Origin of the sequence: Actinomadura montaniterrae, assembly GCF_008923365.1 — a bacterium.
Lineage (GTDB): Bacteria > Actinomycetota > Actinomycetes > Streptosporangiales > Streptosporangiaceae > Spirillospora > Spirillospora montaniterrae.
Genome location: NZ_WBMR01000007.1, coordinates 87,537 through 104,315 on the forward strand (window position 1 = coordinate 87,537; position 16,779 = coordinate 104,315).

Sequence of the window (16,779 nt, forward strand, 5' to 3'; positions counted from 1 at the left end):
ATCAGGAATGGTCCGAAAGGGGGTGGGGTGTGTCCGCGCCGACCGATCTGCGGCTGGAGCACCGGCCCGCGGCGCTGGGGCTGACCGAGCGGTTGCCCCGGCTGAGCTGGCGGCTGCCGTCCGGGACCCGGACGCAGCGGGCCTACCGGATCCGCGGCCGGGCGGGCGACCGGCCGTGGGACACCGGATGGGTCGCCTCGGACCGCAGCCTGTTCGTCCCCTACGGCGGCCCGCCGCTCGCGTCGCGGGAGGCCGTGCGATGCGCGGTGCGGGTCCGCACCGACGCCGGCGCCAGCGCCTGGTCGGAGCCCGCCGCGTGGGAGATGGGCCTGCTCGATCCGGACGACTGGGCCGCCGCGTGGGTCGGGCCCGTGGAGGACGAGGTGCCGCCGGCGGGCTTCCGGCCCGGCTACCTGCTGCGCGGCGAGTTCACGGTCGACCGCCCGGTGGTCCGGGCGCGCGTGTACGCGACGGCTTGCGGCCTGTACGAGTTGTTCCTGAACGGCGAACGGGTCGGGGACGCCGAACTCGCCCCCGGCTTCACCGCCTACCGCGACCACCTGCACGTCCAGGCGTACGACGTGACCGCCGCGGTCCGCGTCGGCGCCAACGTGCTCGGCGCGGTCCTCAGCGACGGCTGGTTCCGCGGCAGAACCTCCTACCACCGCCTCCCCGACGGGTTCGGCGACCGCACGGCGCTGCTGCTCCAGTTGCACGCCGACCACGAGGACGGCACCTCGACGGTGGCGGGGACGGGCCCGCGCTGGCGGTCGGCGGTCGGGGCCGTCAAGGCGGCCGACTTCTTCGACGGCGTCGCCGCCGACCTCCGCGACGAGCCGGCCGGGTGGAGCGCCCCCGGTCCGGTCGCGGGCCGCTGGGCGCCGGTCGCCGTGCGCGAGCGCCCGGCGGCCCGGCTGGTCTCCTCGCCCGCTCCGCCGGTGCGGCGGCTCCAGGAACTGCGCCCGGTCGCGATCACCCGGCCGGAGCCGGGCCGGCACATCGTCGACTTCGGCCAGAACCTCGGCGGATGGGTGCGCCTCACCGACCTCGGACCGCGCGGCACGGTGCTGTCGCTGACCCATGCCGAGGCGCTCACCCCGGACGGCACCGACGTCAACACCGCCAGCGGGCAGGCCACCCTCCACTGGTACACGCCCGCGCGCGGCATCCAGACCGACCGGGTCGTCTCGGCCGGCCCGGACGGCCCGGCCTTCGAGCCGCGGCACACCCGGCACGGCTTCCGCTACCTGCGCGTCGACGGGCATCCCGGCCCGATCGCCGCCGGCGCCGTGACGGCGGTCGCGGTGAGCTCCGACCTCCCGCGCACGGGCTGGTTCCGGTGCAGCGACGCGCGCCTCGACCGGCTCCACGAGATCGCCTACTGGACCTACCGCAACCAGGCGTGCGACGTCCCGACGGCCGAGATCACCCGCGAGCTCGCCGGATGGACCGACTTCGGGTGGAACATCCGGGGCGCCCGGCTGCTGAACGACGTGTCCGGGCTGAGCGCCAAGTGGCTGGCGGACCTCGCCGCCGACCAGTGGCCGGACGGGACGGTGCGCAACTACGCGCCCGACCCCCTCGGCCCGCGCAGCCTCACCGCGCGGTTCGCCATCCCGCACGGCCAGGCGGGCTTCGGCGACGCGGCCGTGGTGGTCCCGTGGGAGACGTGGCGGGCCTACGGCGACGACGGCCTGCTGGAGCGGCAGTACCCGTCGATGACCGCGTGGGTCGACCGGGTGGCCCGGATCGCGCGGGAGCACCGGCACCCCGGCCGGCGCGCGGCGCGGCCCGTCCCGGCGCCGCACGAGGAGTTCCTCTGGGACACCGGCTACCACTTCGGGGAGCACCTCGAACCCGCGCCGCCGCAGCGCCCGGTGTCGCCACGGCGGCCGGCGTCGCTCGGCGGGAGGCGCACCACCTGGGCCACCGACCTGGACTCCTTCACCGCCGCCGTCGTCGAGGAGATGGAGGCCCGCGACCACGCGGCGTTCGCCACCGCCTACTTCCACCGGTCGGCCCGGCTGCTGTCCAGGATCGCGGGCGTCCTCGGCCGGACCGGGGACGCCGAACGGTACGGGCGCCTCGCCGACGACGTCCGCGCCGCGTGGCAGGCCGAGTTCATCACCGCCGACGGGCGGCTGGCCTGCGACACCCAGGCCACGCACCTGCGGGCGCTCGCCTACGGCCTGGTGCCCGAGGCGCTGCGGGCGCGGACCGCGGACCGGCTGGCGGAGCTGATCCGCGCCGCCGGCACGCGGCCCGGCACGGGGCTGCCGACGACGCATCTGCTGCTGCCCGTCCTCGCCGACAACGGCCACCTCGACCTCGCCTACGAACTCCTGCTGCGCTCCGGGCCCCGGTCCTGGATGTCGGTGATCGACAACGGCGGCACCACGTTCTGGGAGACCTGGGACGGCATCGCCCCGAACGGCGCCACGATGCTGGCGCTGAACATGCCGACGCGGGCGAGCGTCGTCGAGTTCCTGCACGGCCACGTCGCCGGCGTGCGGCTCGACCCCGAGCTGCCCGCCTACCGGCGGTTCCGGGTCGAGCCGCGGCCGGGCGGCGGCCTGACCTGGGCCGAGGTGGCGTACGACTGCCCCTACGGGCGGATCGAGGCCGGGTGGCGCGCCGAGCGCGGCCGGTTCTCGCTGGAGGTCACCGTCCCGCCCGGCACGACGGCCGAGGTGGTGCTCCCCGACGGCTCGCGGGCGGAGGCCGGCCCCGGCGCCCACGCGTTCGCCGCGCGGGCGGCTCCCGCCGATTCAGGGGTGGCGTAGGGGGCCGCGGAAGGGGTTCCGCATCTGCCGTTCACGGCAGCCTGGGCATGGATCGGAATCGCCGGACCGCCGGCGGGGAAAGGGCTTCGAATCGATGGCGCGGTTTCTGGGCGGACGAGTGCTCCAGGGTCTGTTCGTGCTCTGGGCGGCGTACACGCTCTCGTTCGCCGTTCTGTACGCGCTGCCGAGCGACCCGGCCGCGATCGCCGCCGGCGCGAACAACAGCGTCACGCCGGAGCAGCTCGCTCAGCTCCGGCATGAGATGGGCCTCGACCGCCCGCTGATGGAGCAGTACCTGACCAAACTGGGCGGGGCGCTGCACGGGGACCTCGGACGCTCGCTGCAGTCCGGCGAGCCGGTGACGTCCCTGATCGGGCGGGCGCTCCCGCCGACGCTCGCGGTGGCGGGGGCGGGGCTCGTCCTCGGGGTGCTCCTCGGGACGGGGCTGGCGGTGCTGGCGACCGTGACCGGCTCCCGCCGCCTCCGGCGGACGCTGCTGAGCCTGCCGCCCCTCGGCGTCGCGATCCCGGCCTTCGTCATCGGGCTGCTCCTGCTGCAGTGGCTCTCCTTCACCTGGAACGTCTTCCCCGCCATCGGGGAGGGCGGCCTGCGCGGGCTGGTGCTGCCCGCCGTCACCATCGCCGTCCAGCCCGCTGCGCTCATCGGGCAGGTGCTGGCGAAGAGCATGGGCGACGAGCTCGGCAAGGACTACGTGGCCGTCGCCCGCGCCAAGGGCGCGGGGCCGCTGCGGGTGAACGTCCGGCACGTGCTGCGCAACGCCGCGCTGCCCGCCCTGACGCTCGCGGGGCTGCTCGTCGGCGGGCTGCTCACCGGCGCGATCGTGGTCGAGGCGGTGTTCTCCCGCAACGGCCTCGGCCAGGTCACCCAGGGCGCGGTGGCCGCCGAGGACCTGCCCGTCGTGCAGGGCGTGGTGCTGCTGGGCGCGCTGGTGTTCGTCACCGTCAACCTCGCTGTCGACCTGCTCTACCAGGTCCTCGATCCGCGGCTCGCGGTCGCGCGGCGCCCCGCCGGGCGCTTCGCCCTGCCCGGACTCGCGGGGCGGGGGTGAGCGGGATGTCGGTCACCGACGTCGCGCTGCCGGCCGGCGAGCGGTTCCCGGAGCCGGGTCCCGCGCCGCGGACCGTGGGCGCCCTGCTGCGCTCGCTGGCGCACCTGCTGCGCGACCCCGGCCTCGCCCTGGCTCTCCTCTGGGTCGGCCTCGTCGTGGTCGCGGCCGTCGCGCCGGCGCTGCTCGCCCCCGGCGACCCGCTGGCCGTCGACACCGCCGCGCACCTGCACGCACCCTCGCCGGGCCATCCGTTCGGCACCGACCGGCTCGGCCGCGACCTGTTCGCCGAGACCGTCCACGGGACCGGCCGGACGCTGCCGGCGGCGGCGCTCGCCACGGCGATCGGCCTCGGCGCGGGCACGGTCCTCGGCCTGCTGGCCGGGTTCCTGCGCGGCGCGGCCGACCTGGTGATCATGCGCCTGGTCGACGTGCTGCTCGCGATCCCCGGGCTGCTGCTGGCGCTGATGCTGGTCTCGGTGCTCGGCAGGGGCGACACGGTCGACGTCGGGATCGCCATCGGCGTGGCCGCCGTCGCCGGCACCGCGCGGGTGATGCGCGCCGAGGTGCTGCGCGTCTCCGAGAGCGGGTTCGTGGAGGCCGCCCGGACCGGCGGGGCGCGGTGGACGCGCGTCATCCTCCGCCACGTGCTGCCGAACTCGATGGGCCCGGTGTGGGTGCTCACCCTGCTGCTGTTCGGCGAGGCGATCCTCGGCGTGACCACGCTCAGCTTCCTGGGGTTCGGCGCCCAGCCGCCGACGCCGGAATGGGGCTCGCTCGTCTCCTCCGGGCGCGACTTCCTCGGCAGCGCCTGGTGGCTGTCCATCCTGCCGGGGACGGTCGTCGCGCTGACCGTCCTGGCCGCCAACCGGGTGTCGCGCGCCTTCGACGGTGAAAGGACGGAACGACGATGAGCCCGCGTCTCCTGGAGGTCGAGGACCTGGCGGTCCACTACCGCGCGCGCCGCGGACCCGTCCGCGCGGTCGAGGCGGCGAGCTTCGCGGTGGGGGAGGGCGAGACGGTCGCGATCGTCGGCGAGTCCGGGTCGGGCAAGTCCACCACGGCCTACGCGCTGCTCGGCCTGCTCCCGAAGTCGGCCCGCGTCATCCGCGGGCGCATCGGCTTCGACGGCCGTGACCTCGCTGGACTGCCCGAACGCCGCTGGCGCGAGGTGCGCGGCCGGGAGATCGCGCTCATCCCGCAGGACCCCGGCACCTCGCTGAACCCGGTGCAGCGGATCGGCGCGCAGGTCGCCGAGGCGCTGCGGCTGTCGGGAGGCGCGGACCGGCGCACCGCCCGCGCCCGCACGCTGGAGCTGCTCGCCGACGCCGGGCTCCCCGACCCCGCGGTCCAGGCGCGGCAGTACCCGTCGCAGCTGTCCGGCGGCATGCGGCAGCGCGCCCTCATCGCGATCGCCATCGCGGCGCGCCCCCGGCTCATCGTGGCCGACGAGCCGACGAGCGCGCTCGACGTCACGGTGCAGCGCCGCATCCTCGACCACATCGGCGCGCTGGTCCGCGAGTCGGGCACCGGCCTGCTGCTGATCACCCACGACCTCGGCGTCGCGGCCGAGCGCGCCGACCGCGTCCTGGTGATGCGCTCCGGCGCGATCGTGGAGCAGGGCACGGCCGGCGAGGTGCTGTCGGACCCCCGCGACCCCTACACCCGGTCCCTGATCGACGCCGCGCCCGGCCTCGCCAAGACACCGCGCCCGCACCGGGTACGGCTGACCGCGGTCCCCGGTGGCGCTCCCGGCGACCCGTTCGCCGAGCCGCGCCCCGCCCGCCCACCGGAGACGGGCGGCGGGCCGGACGTGCCCGTTCTGCGTGTCGAGGAGCTGGTCAAGGAGTTCCGGCTGCCCCGCGCCGCCGGCCGCGCCACCGCGATCCGGGCCGTCGACGGCGTGAGCTTCACGATCCCCCGGGGGCGGACCTACGGGCTGGTCGGCGAGTCGGGATCGGGAAAGTCCACCACGGCGCGGCTGATCCTCCGGCTGGCCGACCCGACCGGCGGGCGCGTGCTCCTCGGCGAGGAGGACATCACCGGGACGCGGGGCGCCGCGCAGCGCCTGCTGCGGCGCCGGATGCAGATCGTCCAGCAGAACCCGTTCGCGTCGCTGGACCCGCGGCGGTCGGTCGAGCAGATCGTCACCGACCCGCTGACGTCGTTCGGGCTGGGCTCGCGGGCGCAGCGCCGCGCCCGCGCCAGGGAGCTGGTGGATCTCGTCGCGCTGCCGGCCTCGGTGCTGGGACGCCGGCCGGCCGAGCTGTCCGGCGGGCAGCGCCAGCGCGTCGCGATCGCGCGGGCGCTCGTGCTCAACCCCGAGCTCGTCGTGTGCGACGAACCGGTGTCCGCGCTGGACGTCTCCGTGCAGGCCCAGATCCTCGACCTGCTCGCGGCGCTCCAGGCCGGGCTCGGGGTGAGCTACCTGTTCATCTCCCACGATCTGGCGGTGGTCCGGCACATCGCGGACGAGGTGGGCGTGCTGCACCGGGGCCGGCTCGTCGAGTCCGGCCCCACCGAGGAGATCTTCGCCGCGGCACGGCACGGCCACACGCGGGAGTTGCTCGACGCCATCCCCGGCCGCCGCTGACGCGGCCGGCCATCACGACAAGGAGAACCCGGACCGTGTTCCAGATAAAAACGGTCGGAATATTCAAGATAACGCCGGCCGCCGCGGCCGCGGCGCTGCTGCTGGCCGCGTGCGGCGGCGGCTCGTCGGACGGGGGCTCCAAGGCGGACGGTCCTCCGAAGGCGGGCGGCACCCTCACCGTCGCGCTCGCCGGCGACCCGGTCAGCATCGACCCGCGCGCCGTCACGCCGCTCGTCCGGGAGGTCTCGCGCCCCATCGTCGACTCGCTGCTCGCGCTCGACCCGGCCACCAAGAAGCCCGTCCCCTGGCTCGCCGAGTCCTTCAAGGCCAACGCCGACGCCACCGAGTTCACCTTCAAGCTGCGCAGCGGTGTCACCTTCTCCGACGGCACGCCGCTGACCGCGAAGATCGTCAAGGACAACTTCGACGACGTCATCGCCAACAAGGCCAAGGCCGCGGGCTCCACGTCCGTCTCGCTGCTGGAGCAGGGCGGCTACAAGGGCACCGACGCGCCCGACGACCACACGGTCGTCCAGCACTTCGCCAAGCCGTACCCGACGTGGCCGCTCTGGGCGGCGGGCACCGCCTTCGGCATCCTCGCCCCGAAGACGCTCGCGCTGCCGGTCGCCGACCGCTTCGACAAGATCATCGGGACGGGGCCGTTCGTGCTCCAGTCGTACACGCGGAACAGCCAGGTGGTGCTCACGAAGCGCAAGGGCTACGCCTGGGGCCCGCAGACCGCCAAGCACGACGGGGACGCCTACCTAGACAAGGTCGTCTACAAGGTGATCACCGAACCGAGCGTCCGCACCGGCGCGCTGAAGACCGGCCAGGTGCAGCTCGCCGGCGCGCTCAACCCCTCCGACATCGCGCCGGTCCGCAAGGCCGGGTTCTCCATCGTCGCGCAGCGCAACCCACGGCTCGCCGAGGGCCTGGTAGTGACCGGAGCCGACCGCGCGCCGCTGGACGACGCGGCCGTCCGGCAGGCGCTGGTAAAGGCCGTCGACACCGGGCAGATCCGCGACACGCTGCTCACCCCCGAATGGGGCGTGCCCAACAGCGTCGTCACCGGCGCGGTCGTCGGCCACGCCGACGAGAGCGCGCTCCTCAAGCCGGACCAGAAGGCCGCGGCGGCGCTCCTGGACAAGGCCGGCTGGGTGCCCGGCGGTGACGGCATCCGGGCCAAGGGAGGCAAGCGCCTCACCCTGTCCCTCGGCTGGCTCGACCGCGGCAACCCGTGGGACCAGCCGCTCGTCGAGCTCGTCACCGCCCAGTACAAGAAGATCGGCGTGGAGCTGAAACCGCAGCTCGCGACCGCGGCCCAGTCGGTGGAGGCGCTGAAGGCGCACAAGTGGGACCTCTTCCTGTCCGGCGTCGCCGGCGGCCTGGACGCCGGGGTCAGCCTGCTCGGCACGTTCAGCACCGCGCCGCCGAACTTCTACAACGTCCAGGACGCCCCGCTGCAGCCGCTCCTGGCGAAGCAGGCGACCACCACCGACGAGGCCGCCCGCGCCAAGATCCTGGCCGACGCCCAGCAGCGCATCATCTCCCAGGGGCTGTACACGCCGCTGGTGGAGGACACCGCCGTGGTCGCGGTCGGCAAGAAGGTGCACGGCTTCGCCCTCGACGCCGACTCCCGGCTGCCCACCCTGCAGGACGTCTGGCTGTCGTGACCTACCGCATCGCCGTGGACGTCGGGGGCACGTTCACCGACCTGGCGCTGCTCGGCCCGGACGGCGTGGAGCTGGACCACAAGACCGGCTCCACGCCGGACGAGCCGGCGGACGGGGTCGTCGCGGGCCTCGAAGGGCTGGCGGAGAAGGCGGAGCTGCCGCTCGCCGGGCTGCTCGCCCGCACCGGCGTCATCGTCCACGGCACCACCATCACCACCAACGCGCTGGTCACCGGCACCGGCGCGCGGACCGGGCTGCTGGCGACCGAGGGCCTGCGCGACGTCCTGCTCGCGCGGCAGGGAGCGCGTGCCGAGCAGTTCGACTCGCGGTCGGCGCCGCCCGCGCCGCTCGTGCCCCGCCACCTCATCGAGACCGTCCGGGAGCGGGTGGACCGCACCGGCGAGGTGACGGTGCCGCTGGACGAGGAGGGCGTGCGGCGGGCGGCGCGGCGGTTCCGGGAGGCCGGCGTCGAGGCGGTCGCCGTCGCCTTCGCCTTCTCCTACCTCAACGACGCGCACGAGCGGCGGGCGGCCGGGATCCTCGCTGCGGAGCTGCCCGGGACGTTCCTGTCGGTGTCGTCGCGGGTGGCGCCCGAGGTCCGGCTGTACGAACGCACCTCGACGGCGGTGCTGAACGCCTACGTCGGCCCGGTGCTGCGCGACCACCTGGACCGGCTGGCACGGCGCCTGGCGGACCTCGGCCACACCGGGCGGGTGCTGATCGTCCAGTCCAACGGCGGGGTCGTGGATCTGGACCGCGCTGCCGAGCGCGCCGTGGACACGCTCCTGTCGGGACCGGCGGGCGCGCCCGCCGCCGTGGCGCGCGTCGTCGCCGAGTTCGGCGTGCCCGAGGCCCTGACGATCGACATGGGCGGCACGAGCTTCGAGGTCAGCCTGTCGTCGGACGGCGCCACCGGGATCACCACGCGGGCCGAACCGGCGGGCCACCCCGTCTCGGTACCGATGCTCGACATCGCCACGATCGGCGCGGGCGGGGGCTCGGTGGGCTGGACGACCCCCGGCGGCCTGCTGCGCGTCGGCCCGGCGAGCGCCGGTGCCGACCCCGGCCCGGCCTGCTACGGGCGCGGCGGCCGGGACGCGACGGTCACCGACGCCGACCTGCTCCTCGGGCATCTCGCGGGCGGGTTCGGGGACGGCCTCGAACCGTCGGCGGACCTGGCGCGCCGCGCGATCGGGGACCTGGGGCGGCGCCTCGGGCTCGGGACGGTCGAGACGGCGGCGGGCGTCCGCCGCGCGGTCGACGCGGAGATGGCCGACGGCCTGCGGCTGGTGATCGCCCGGCACGGGCTGGACCCGCGCCGGCTCGCGCTCGTCGCGGCCGGCGGCGCCGGGCCCGTACACGCCGTGCAGTTGGCCCGCGACCTGGGGATCCCGCTGGTCGTGGTGCCGGCGGGAGCGTCGGTGCTGTGCGCCCGCGGCATGCTCCGCGCCGACCTGGTCCGCTACTACGTGCACACGCTGCTCGGGCGCGGGCGCGACCCGCGCGCCACCGGAGCCGGCCCGGACGAGGTCGCCGCCGCGTTCGCCGGGCTGGAGGACCGCGCGAAGGCGGATTCGGCGGCCGGCGGGCCGGCGCCGGCGGACCTCCGGTTCACCCGGCTGGCCGACGTCCGGTACGTCGGCCAGGTCCACGAGGTCACGGTGGCGTTCCCGCCTGGAACCCGCGACGGCGCCGCGGCGCTGGACGGGCTCATGGCCGCCTTCCACGAGAGCCACGAACGGCTGTACGGCTTCGCGCAACCGGAAGCGCCTGCGGAACTGGTGAACCTCCGGCTGGAAGCGCGCGCGCCCACCCCCTCGCCCCCGTCCACGGGCGTTCCGGTTGCCGCCCGCGCACGGCCGGGCGGGGACGGGACGCAGCGGGCCTGGTTCGACGGCGCCTTCCAGGAGGTGCCCGTCCGGAGCCTGGAGGCGGTCCCGGTGGACGAACGCCAGGACGGGCCCGCGCTGCTGGCGGGCTCGGGCACGACCATCGTGGTCCCGCCCGGGTTCGCGTACGAGGTCACCGCAGGCGGAACGACCCTGATGTTCGCGGCCGGCCGCGAACGGGCCGAGGTGCTGGCCGCGCTGCGCGGCGTGAAGGAGGCGGTCCGGTGACGGCGGCGATCCTGGCCTCGGTGGTCGACAACCGGCTGCACGCCATCGCCGCGCGGATGGCCGACGCGATGCTGCGGTCCTGCCGGTCCGCGGCGTTCCAGAGCCGCGACTTCGTGACCGGGATCTTCGACGCCGGCGGCGCGTGGATCGCCACCAAGGACTTCATCCCGGTCCTCGCCGGGTCGCTGCCCAGCGCCTACGAGGGCGTCCTCGCCAAGTTCGCCGGCGACGTCGGCGAAGGCGACGTCTTCGTGCTCAACGACCCGTACCACGGCAACAACCATCCGCCTGACGTGACCGTCCTCAAACCGGTCTTCCACCGCGGCGTGCTCCGCTTCTGGACCGCGACCAAGGGCCACCACGCCGACGTCGGCGGCAGCGGCGGGGAACTCGGCTACAACCCCGGCGCCCGCGACTGCTACGAGGACGCGCTCCGGATCCCGCCCGTCCGGCTGTACCGGCGCGGCGTCCGGCAGGACGACGTCTGGGACCTGATCCTGCTGAACCTCCGGCTCCGCGACGCGGTCGAGGGCGACCTGCACTGCCAGATCGGGGCGGCCGCGCTCGGCGAGCGCGAGCTGGTCGCGATGCTCGACGCGTTCGGCGTCGAACCGGTGCTGGAGGCCGTGCGGTTCCAGCTCGCGGCCGCGGCCCGGCACATGCGGTCGGAGATCGTCCGCTGGCCGGACGGGGTGTACGAGGCCGTCCGGCACCTCGACGACGGCGGCGAGCACCACCGCGAGCCGATCGCGGTGCGGCTGCGGCTCACCGTGGCGGGCGAGCGCGCCGTCTTCGACTTCACCGGGTCCGACCCGCAGGTGACCGGGTACGCGAACTCGACCCGCGCCAACACCGTCGCCTCGGCGCTCGTCGCGCTGTTCGCGGTGACCGACCCCGCGCAGCGCCGCACCAGCGGCGCCCTCTCGGCGATCGACGTGCTGACCCGCCCCGGTACGATCGCGCACGCGGTCGAGCCCGCCGCGACCACGCTGTGCACGATCACCGCCTGCGAGGCGATCGTGGAAGCGGTGTGGCTGGCCCTCGCCCAGGCCGACCCGGCGCTCACCCACGCGGGCTGGTGCCGGGGGTACGCGTTCGCCGCCGTCGGGATCGACGAGCGGACCGGCCGGCCGTTCGGCGCCACCGGCGCGCTCAAGGGCGGCTCCGGGGCCGTGCTCGGGTTCGACGGATGGGACGCGATCGGGCCGCCGGTCGCCATGGGCGGCGGCCGCGAGGTGGACGTCGAGCTGCACGAGCTCGCCGCGCCCGCGACCATCCTGCACCAGGGCTTCGCGACCGACTCGGCGGGCGCGGGACGGTGGCGCGGCGGGCTCGGCGGGTTCTCGCGGTGGCGCATCGACCAGGACGGCGTCCGCGTCGTCTGCATCGGCTCGGGCGCGCTGGAGCAGACGGTGCCGTACGGCCTCGCGGGCGGCCTGCCCGCTCCGGCGAACCGCGGCGTCGTGCGGCACCGCGACGGGCGGGTCACGGTGCCGCGCACCAACAGCACGCTCGTGCTGGAGCGCGGCGACGTCATCGAGATCCACACCTCCGGTGGCGGCGGCTACGGCGATCCCCGGGAGCGGTCGCGCGAAGCCGTCCTCGCGGACGTCCGCGACGGCCTGGTGTCGGAGGCCGCCGCGCGGGACGTGTACGGACTCTCCCCCTGACGTGCCTCTCCTCCCTGACGTGCCGCGCGGCGGCGGATCGGAGCATCGCCATGACCCTGCACCTCCTCGTCCTCGACATCCCGTCCAACGGGCACGTGCTGCCGAAGCTCGACCTCGTCGACCGGCTGGTCCGGCGCGGGCACCGGATCACCTACGTGGTGGCCGGGGGCCCCGCCGACCGGGTGCGGCGCTTCGGAGCCGAGGTCGTCACCTATCCCTCCCTGAACCCGCTGGCGAGCCTGGCCGAGGACGACCCGGCCGCGGCCACCCGCGCGTTCTTCCGCGAGAACCTGGAGATCCTGCGCGCCGCGCGCGAGCACTTCGGCGGCGAGCGCCCCGACGCCGTCGCCTACGACGAGGCGGCCTTCCAGGCGGGACGCCTCCTGTCCGCCCTGTGGGGGCTGCCGCCCGTCCTGCTGACGCCGAGCGTCGTGTCGAACGAGCACTACTCCTACTTCGACCACATGGAGCGCCTCGCGCCCGGTCACCGGCTGGCGGACCCGGTCGAGGAGATCGCCGAGGCGCTCGCCGGGTTCGGGCTCGGCGACCGGCTGGAGGACTTCCTGTGGAGCACGCGGCGGGTCCGGGAGCTGACGATCTCGTTCGTCCCGCCCCGCATGCAGCCCGAGCACGAGACCTTCGATCCCGAGCAGGTCGTTTTCGTCGGGCCGAGCGTCGAGAAGCGCGACTTCCTCGGCGCCTGGACCCCGCCGGCGGGCGCCACCCGCGTGGCGCTGGTGTCCCTGGGCAGCGTCCGCAACGGCGACGCCGGATTCTTCGAGACGGTGGCCCGCGCGTTCGCCGGAACGACGTGGCATGTCGTCGTGAGCGTGGGAGACGGCCTCGATGACGCCGACGTCGAGCGGCTCGCCGGTCTCGCGCCGAACGTGGAGGTCCACCGCTGGGTGTCCAACGTCAGCGTCCTCGAGCACGCGGACGTGTTCGTGACCCACGGCGGCAGCGGCTCGCTGGTCGAGGCCTGGTACACCGCGACACCGGTCGTCATCGTCCCCCCGGCCCCCGACTTCCTCCCCTACGCCGACCGGACCGTGGAGCTGGGCGCGGGCCGCGTCATCGACCCGTCCGAGCTGGACGCGGACCGGCTCGTCGCCGAGGCGACCGCGGTCGCGTCGGACGCCGCGGTGGTCCGGCGGATGCTGGAGCTCCAGGCGCACGCCCGGGCCGCCGGGGGCGCGCGGCGCGCGGCGGACGTCATCGAGGCCCGTCTCGGCGTCCCGGCGCGGGAGGCGGCGTCGTGACCGCGCGGCCGCCCGCCGGAGCGGTGATCGTCACCGGCGCCGGGTCGGGGGTCGGGGCGAGCACGGCCGTCGCGCTCGCCGAGCGCGGCCACCGGGTCGTGGCGGCCGTCCACTCCCTCGACCGCGCCGCGGGCCTCACCGCGCTGACCGCCCGGTCCGGCGCCGAGATCCACGTCGCGGAACTCGACGTCACCGACGAGGCCGCGATCGCGCCGTTCGTGGACGGCGTCGCGGCCCGCCACGGCGGCCTCCACGCCGTCGTCAGCAACGCGGGCGTCACCGGCGTCGACACGTTCGAGAACGAGGACCTCGCGAGCTACCGCCGGATGTTCGAGGTGAACGTGTTCGGCCCGGTCAAGCTGCTCAAGAGCGGGCTCCCGCACCTGCGCGCGGCCGGCGGCCGGTTCATCGCGGTCGGCAGCGTCGCGGGCGTGCTCGGGCTGCCGTTCCAGGAGGCCTACGCCGGGTCGAAGTTCGCGCTCGAAGGGATCCTCGAAGGCTTCGCGCCCGTGGCGCGGCGCGTCGGGGTCGCGGTGTCGGTCGTGGAGCCGGGGCCGATCGACACGGACGCCGTCCGGAAGACGGACTGGGCCCGCGTCTTCGCCGGGGCCGGTCCGTACGAACGGATCCTGCGGCAGTACGTCGACAACGCGGCAGCGGGGCAGGGCGCGCTGCCGGGGCTGCCCGCCGTACAGACGGCGGCCGAGGTCGCGTCCGCGATCGCCGATCTGCTGGCGTCCGCTGATCCGCCGTTCCGCTGCCAGACCTCCGCCGGCGCCCGCCTCCTCGTCGCGCGGAAACTCGCGGACGTGGACGGCGCGGCCGGCGCGGCGGTCATCGGCCGGTGGCTGGACGCCGCCCCTCCCGGACCGGACGAATAGGGGGGTGATCAGGGGAGCCCGGGGACCGTTCCCGAATATACCTTTGCCGCATGGCTGAGAAACTCGATGAGAAGACCCGGGCATTCGTCGACAACAAGAATTTCCCCGTGGTCGCCACCGTGAACGAGGACGGGAGCCCGCATTCCTCCATCGTGCTCATCAAGCGCGACGAGGACGACTCCCTGCTGTTCGTGACGCACGCCGGCCGCCGCACCGAGCGCAACATCTCCCGCGACCCGCGGGTCAACCTCTCGGTGTTCGACATCGAGAACCCGGTCACCTCGATCGAGATCCGCGGCACCGCGAAGGTCCTGGAGGGCGGCGGCAAGGAGCTGGCCGACGAGCTCACGCTGAAGTACCTCGACGAGGTCCACGACGTGGACGACGTCTCGCGGGTGGTCGTCCGCATCGTCCCGCACAAGGTCATCGCGTTCCCGCCGGAGCCCGCGACGTGACGTCCGGGCCGCGCGGGGGTCACTGCCGGACGGTGGCCAGCGCCTTCGACCAGGACTCCAGCTGGTTCAGCACGCGCTCCAGCTCGGCCTCGCGGAACTCCTGCGGGGCGAACTCGGGGTAGTTCGGGAAGTCGCCCGGGATGAGCAGGGTGACCTGCGCGGCCACCGACGCCACGCTCAGCTCCGTCGCGACGAGCCGCAGCTGCTCCACGGCCCGGGCGGCGCCGACGGCGCCGTAACCGACGAAGCCGACCGCCTTGTTCGCCCACTCGGCGTGCACGAAGTCGAACGCGTTCTTCAGCGCGGCGGGCGGCGCGTGGTTGTACTCCGGCGTGATGACGAGGAACCCGTCGTACCCGGCGACGATCCCGGCCCAGCGCTTGGTGTGCTCGCCGGCGTACTGGCCGACGGCCGCGGGGATCTGCTCGTCGTAGAGCGGCAGGCCCTGCTCGGCGAGGTCGACGATCTCGTACTCGGCCTCGGTGCGCTTGGCCGCGACCTTGTGCACCCACTCGGCCACCGGGCGCCCGATCCTGCCCGGCCGCGTGCTGCCCACGATAATGGCGATCTTCGTCATTTCTTCCACTCCCTGTGCCTCGGGTCGAGTCCATCCTTCACCACTCTCCGAGAAGGGCGGAAGAAGGCACTTTTCCTTCCCGTGGTTACATCGATGTTCCTTCTTTTCGAATGGGGCGCCGGGTGGCACGATCACGGCAAAAGAATGGAGGCGGGATGGACGTCGCGGAGACCGCGGTACGGGCCGGGCGCTCCCCGTGGCCCGCCCTGGCTGTGCTCGCCACCGGGCAGCTGATGCTGATCGTCGACGGGACGGGGGTGGCGGTGGCGCTGCCGCGGATCCGCGCCGACCTCGGCCTCGCCGGCGCGCAGCTGTCCTGGGTCGTCAACGGGTACCTGGTCGCCTTCGGCGGGCTCCTGCTGCTGTGCGGCCGGCTCGGCGACCTGCTCGGGCGGCGGCGGGTCTTCCTCGGCGGCATCGCGGTGTTCACGGCGGCCTCGGCGGCGTGCGGCGCGGCCGGCGGCGCGACGGCGCTGGTGGTCGCGCGGTTCGTGCAGGGCGTGGGATGCGCGATGGCGGGCTCGGTGATCACCGGCATGGCGGTGGTGCTGTTCCCCGAGGGCCGGGAGCGGGTCCGGGCCATCACGGTGATCGCGTTCGTCGCGGCGGGCGGCGGGTCGGTCGGCGCGCTCGGCGGCGGGCTGCTCACCGAGCTGCTCGGGTGGCCGTGGATGTTCCTGGTCAACGTGCCCATCGGCGCGCTGCTGCTGCTCTTCGGCCGCCGCACGCTGCGCCCGGACCGCGGCATCGGCTGGGCGGCGGGCGCCGACCTGCTCGGCGCGGCGCTGGTCACCGCCGGGCTGATGCTCCTGGTCTTCGCGATCGGCTCCCTCGGGCCCGGCGGCTCCGGAGCGGAGGTCACCGCGCTGCCGGCCGCGGCGGGGCTCGCCCTGCTCGCGGGCTTCGTGCTCCGCCAGCGGCGGGCCGCGGCCCCGCTGCTGGACCTGGCGGTCTTCCGCTCCCGGGCCTGGACGGGAGGGAACGCGCTGCAGGCGCTGTTCGTCGGCGCGATGTTCGGCTTCCAGTACCTGGTCACGCTGTACCTGCAGGAGGTGCTCGGCCTCGACCCGCTGGAGACCGGGCTCGCCTACCTGCTGGCGTCGGCCGTGATCGGGGCGACCTCGCTGGCGCTCGCGGAGCCGCTGATCGTCCGCTTCGGGGTCGGCCGCGTCCTGCCGGCGGGGCTCGCCGCCGGGATCCTGGCGTTCGGCTGGCTGGCCCGGGCACCGGCGTCGGGCACCTACGCGGTGGACGTGCTGCCCGCGATGCTGGCGCTCGGCGTCTCGGCGGGCCTGGTCCTGCCGGCGGCCACCGCGCTCGCCATGGCGGGCGCGTCCGCCACCGACTCCGGGGTCCGCTCCGGGGTGATCGGCACCGCGCAGCAGGTCGGCGGGGCGCTGGGGCTCGCTGGCATGGCGGCGCTGGCCGCGGCCGGGACCCGGCACGCCGGAGCGGCGGGCGGGCCGGCCGCGCTGACGCACGGGTACCGGATCGGCTTCGCCGCGGGCGCGGTGCTGCTCGCGCTCGCGCTGGTGATCGCCCTGCTGCTGTCGCGGGGCGGCCCGGCGGCGGCTCAGCGGTAGGTGGCGACCGGTGACCCGTCCACGCGCCGGGGCAGCGGACGGTGGAACGCGGCGGCCCAGGACGGCGCGGGGCGGGCACGCCCGCGGCGCAGGTCGTGGGCGGCGCGCCGGCACCGGGCGGC

Annotated in this window: 12 protein-coding genes; 11 read left to right on the forward strand and 1 reads right to left on the reverse strand. The window is 75.1% G+C overall.

The features are described from left to right. Positions 1-29 precede the first annotated feature (29 nt). The 10 genes from F9B16_RS04775 (at position 30) to F9B16_RS04820 (ending at position 14,497) form a co-directional block, all read left to right on the forward strand. Complete coding sequence (locus tag F9B16_RS04775) at positions 30-2,783, forward strand: family 78 glycoside hydrolase catalytic domain (RefSeq protein ID WP_151538589.1); 2,754 nt, start codon at positions 30-32, stop codon at positions 2,781-2,783. A gap of 94 nt (positions 2,784-2,877) precedes the next feature. Beyond that, a complete protein-coding gene (locus tag F9B16_RS04780; protein ID WP_151538590.1) occupies positions 2,878-3,852 on the forward strand; it encodes an ABC transporter permease in 975 nt (324 codons plus the stop codon). A 5-nt stretch (positions 3,853-3,857) separates the two neighbouring features. Beyond that, positions 3,858-4,763 carry an ABC transporter permease gene (locus F9B16_RS04785; protein WP_151538591.1) on the forward strand — a complete coding sequence of 302 codons (906 nt, stop codon included), beginning with the start codon at positions 3,858-3,860 and terminating at the stop codon, positions 4,761-4,763. Beyond that, the gene (locus F9B16_RS04790; RefSeq protein WP_151538592.1) at positions 4,760-6,442 is read left to right on the forward strand and encodes a dipeptide ABC transporter ATP-binding protein; all 1,683 of its coding nucleotides are present in this window, start codon (positions 4,760-4,762) and stop codon (positions 6,440-6,442) included. The genes F9B16_RS04785 and F9B16_RS04790 overlap by 4 nt, the downstream gene beginning before the upstream one ends. Before the next feature lie 35 nt (positions 6,443-6,477). Then, entirely contained in the window at positions 6,478-8,115 is a 1,638-nt protein-coding gene (locus F9B16_RS04795) for an ABC transporter substrate-binding protein (RefSeq protein ID WP_225991352.1), read from the forward strand. Next, entirely contained in the window at positions 8,112-10,232 is a 2,121-nt protein-coding gene (locus F9B16_RS04800; RefSeq protein WP_225991353.1) for a hydantoinase/oxoprolinase family protein, read from the forward strand. The genes F9B16_RS04795 and F9B16_RS04800 overlap by 4 nt, the downstream gene beginning before the upstream one ends. After that, positions 10,229-11,902 (forward strand): hydantoinase B/oxoprolinase family protein, encoded by a 1,674-nt coding sequence (locus F9B16_RS04805; RefSeq protein WP_151538593.1) that lies wholly within the window; start codon positions 10,229-10,231, stop codon positions 11,900-11,902. The genes F9B16_RS04800 and F9B16_RS04805 overlap by 4 nt, the downstream gene beginning before the upstream one ends. Positions 11,903-11,952: 50 nt before the next feature. Next, the gene (locus tag F9B16_RS04810) at positions 11,953-13,161 is read left to right on the forward strand and encodes a macrolide family glycosyltransferase (RefSeq protein ID WP_151538594.1); all 1,209 of its coding nucleotides are present in this window, start codon (positions 11,953-11,955) and stop codon (positions 13,159-13,161) included. Continuing rightward, positions 13,158-14,042 (forward strand): SDR family NAD(P)-dependent oxidoreductase, encoded by an 885-nt coding sequence (locus F9B16_RS04815; RefSeq protein WP_151538595.1) that lies wholly within the window; start codon positions 13,158-13,160, stop codon positions 14,040-14,042. Before F9B16_RS04810 ends, F9B16_RS04815 begins: the two co-directional genes overlap by 4 nt. Before the next feature lie 50 nt (positions 14,043-14,092). Then, positions 14,093-14,497 (forward strand): TIGR03618 family F420-dependent PPOX class oxidoreductase, encoded by a 405-nt coding sequence (locus F9B16_RS04820; protein ID WP_151538596.1) that lies wholly within the window; start codon positions 14,093-14,095, stop codon positions 14,495-14,497. A 19-nt stretch (positions 14,498-14,516) separates the two neighbouring features. On the opposite strand, the gene F9B16_RS04825 is transcribed toward F9B16_RS04820, so the two are convergent. Next, the gene (locus tag F9B16_RS04825; protein ID WP_151538597.1) at positions 14,517-15,074 is read right to left on the reverse strand and encodes an NADPH-dependent FMN reductase; all 558 of its coding nucleotides are present in this window, start codon (positions 15,072-15,074) and stop codon (positions 14,517-14,519) included. A gap of 155 nt (positions 15,075-15,229) precedes the next feature. Here F9B16_RS04825 and F9B16_RS04830 point away from each other — a divergent pair, with 155 nt between their 5' ends. Continuing rightward, positions 15,230-16,657 carry an MFS transporter gene (locus tag F9B16_RS04830; RefSeq protein ID WP_151538598.1) on the forward strand — a complete coding sequence of 476 codons (1,428 nt, stop codon included), beginning with the start codon at positions 15,230-15,232 and terminating at the stop codon, positions 16,655-16,657. Positions 16,658-16,779: the final 122 nt, after the last annotated feature.

Bases quoted from the DNA above. Each gene is read 5' to 3' on its own strand.
- F9B16_RS04820 (WP_151538596.1), top strand. From the start codon at position 14,093: ATGGCTGAGAAACTCGATGAGAAGACCCGGGCATTCGTCGACAACAAG.
- F9B16_RS04780 (WP_151538590.1), top strand. From the start codon at position 2,878: ATGGCGCGGTTTCTGGGCGGACGAGTGCTCCAGGGTCTGTTCGTGCTC.
- F9B16_RS04785 (WP_151538591.1), top strand. From the start codon at position 3,858: ATGTCGGTCACCGACGTCGCGCTGCCGGCCGGCGAGCGGTTCCCGGAG.
- F9B16_RS04790 (WP_151538592.1), top strand. From the start codon at position 4,760: ATGAGCCCGCGTCTCCTGGAGGTCGAGGACCTGGCGGTCCACTACCGC.
- F9B16_RS04810 (WP_151538594.1), top strand. From the start codon at position 11,953: ATGACCCTGCACCTCCTCGTCCTCGACATCCCGTCCAACGGGCACGTG.
- F9B16_RS04825 (WP_151538597.1), bottom strand. From the start codon at position 15,074: ATGACGAAGATCGCCATTATCGTGGGCAGCACGCGGCCGGGCAGGATC.
- F9B16_RS04830 (WP_151538598.1), top strand. From the start codon at position 15,230: ATGGACGTCGCGGAGACCGCGGTACGGGCCGGGCGCTCCCCGTGGCCC.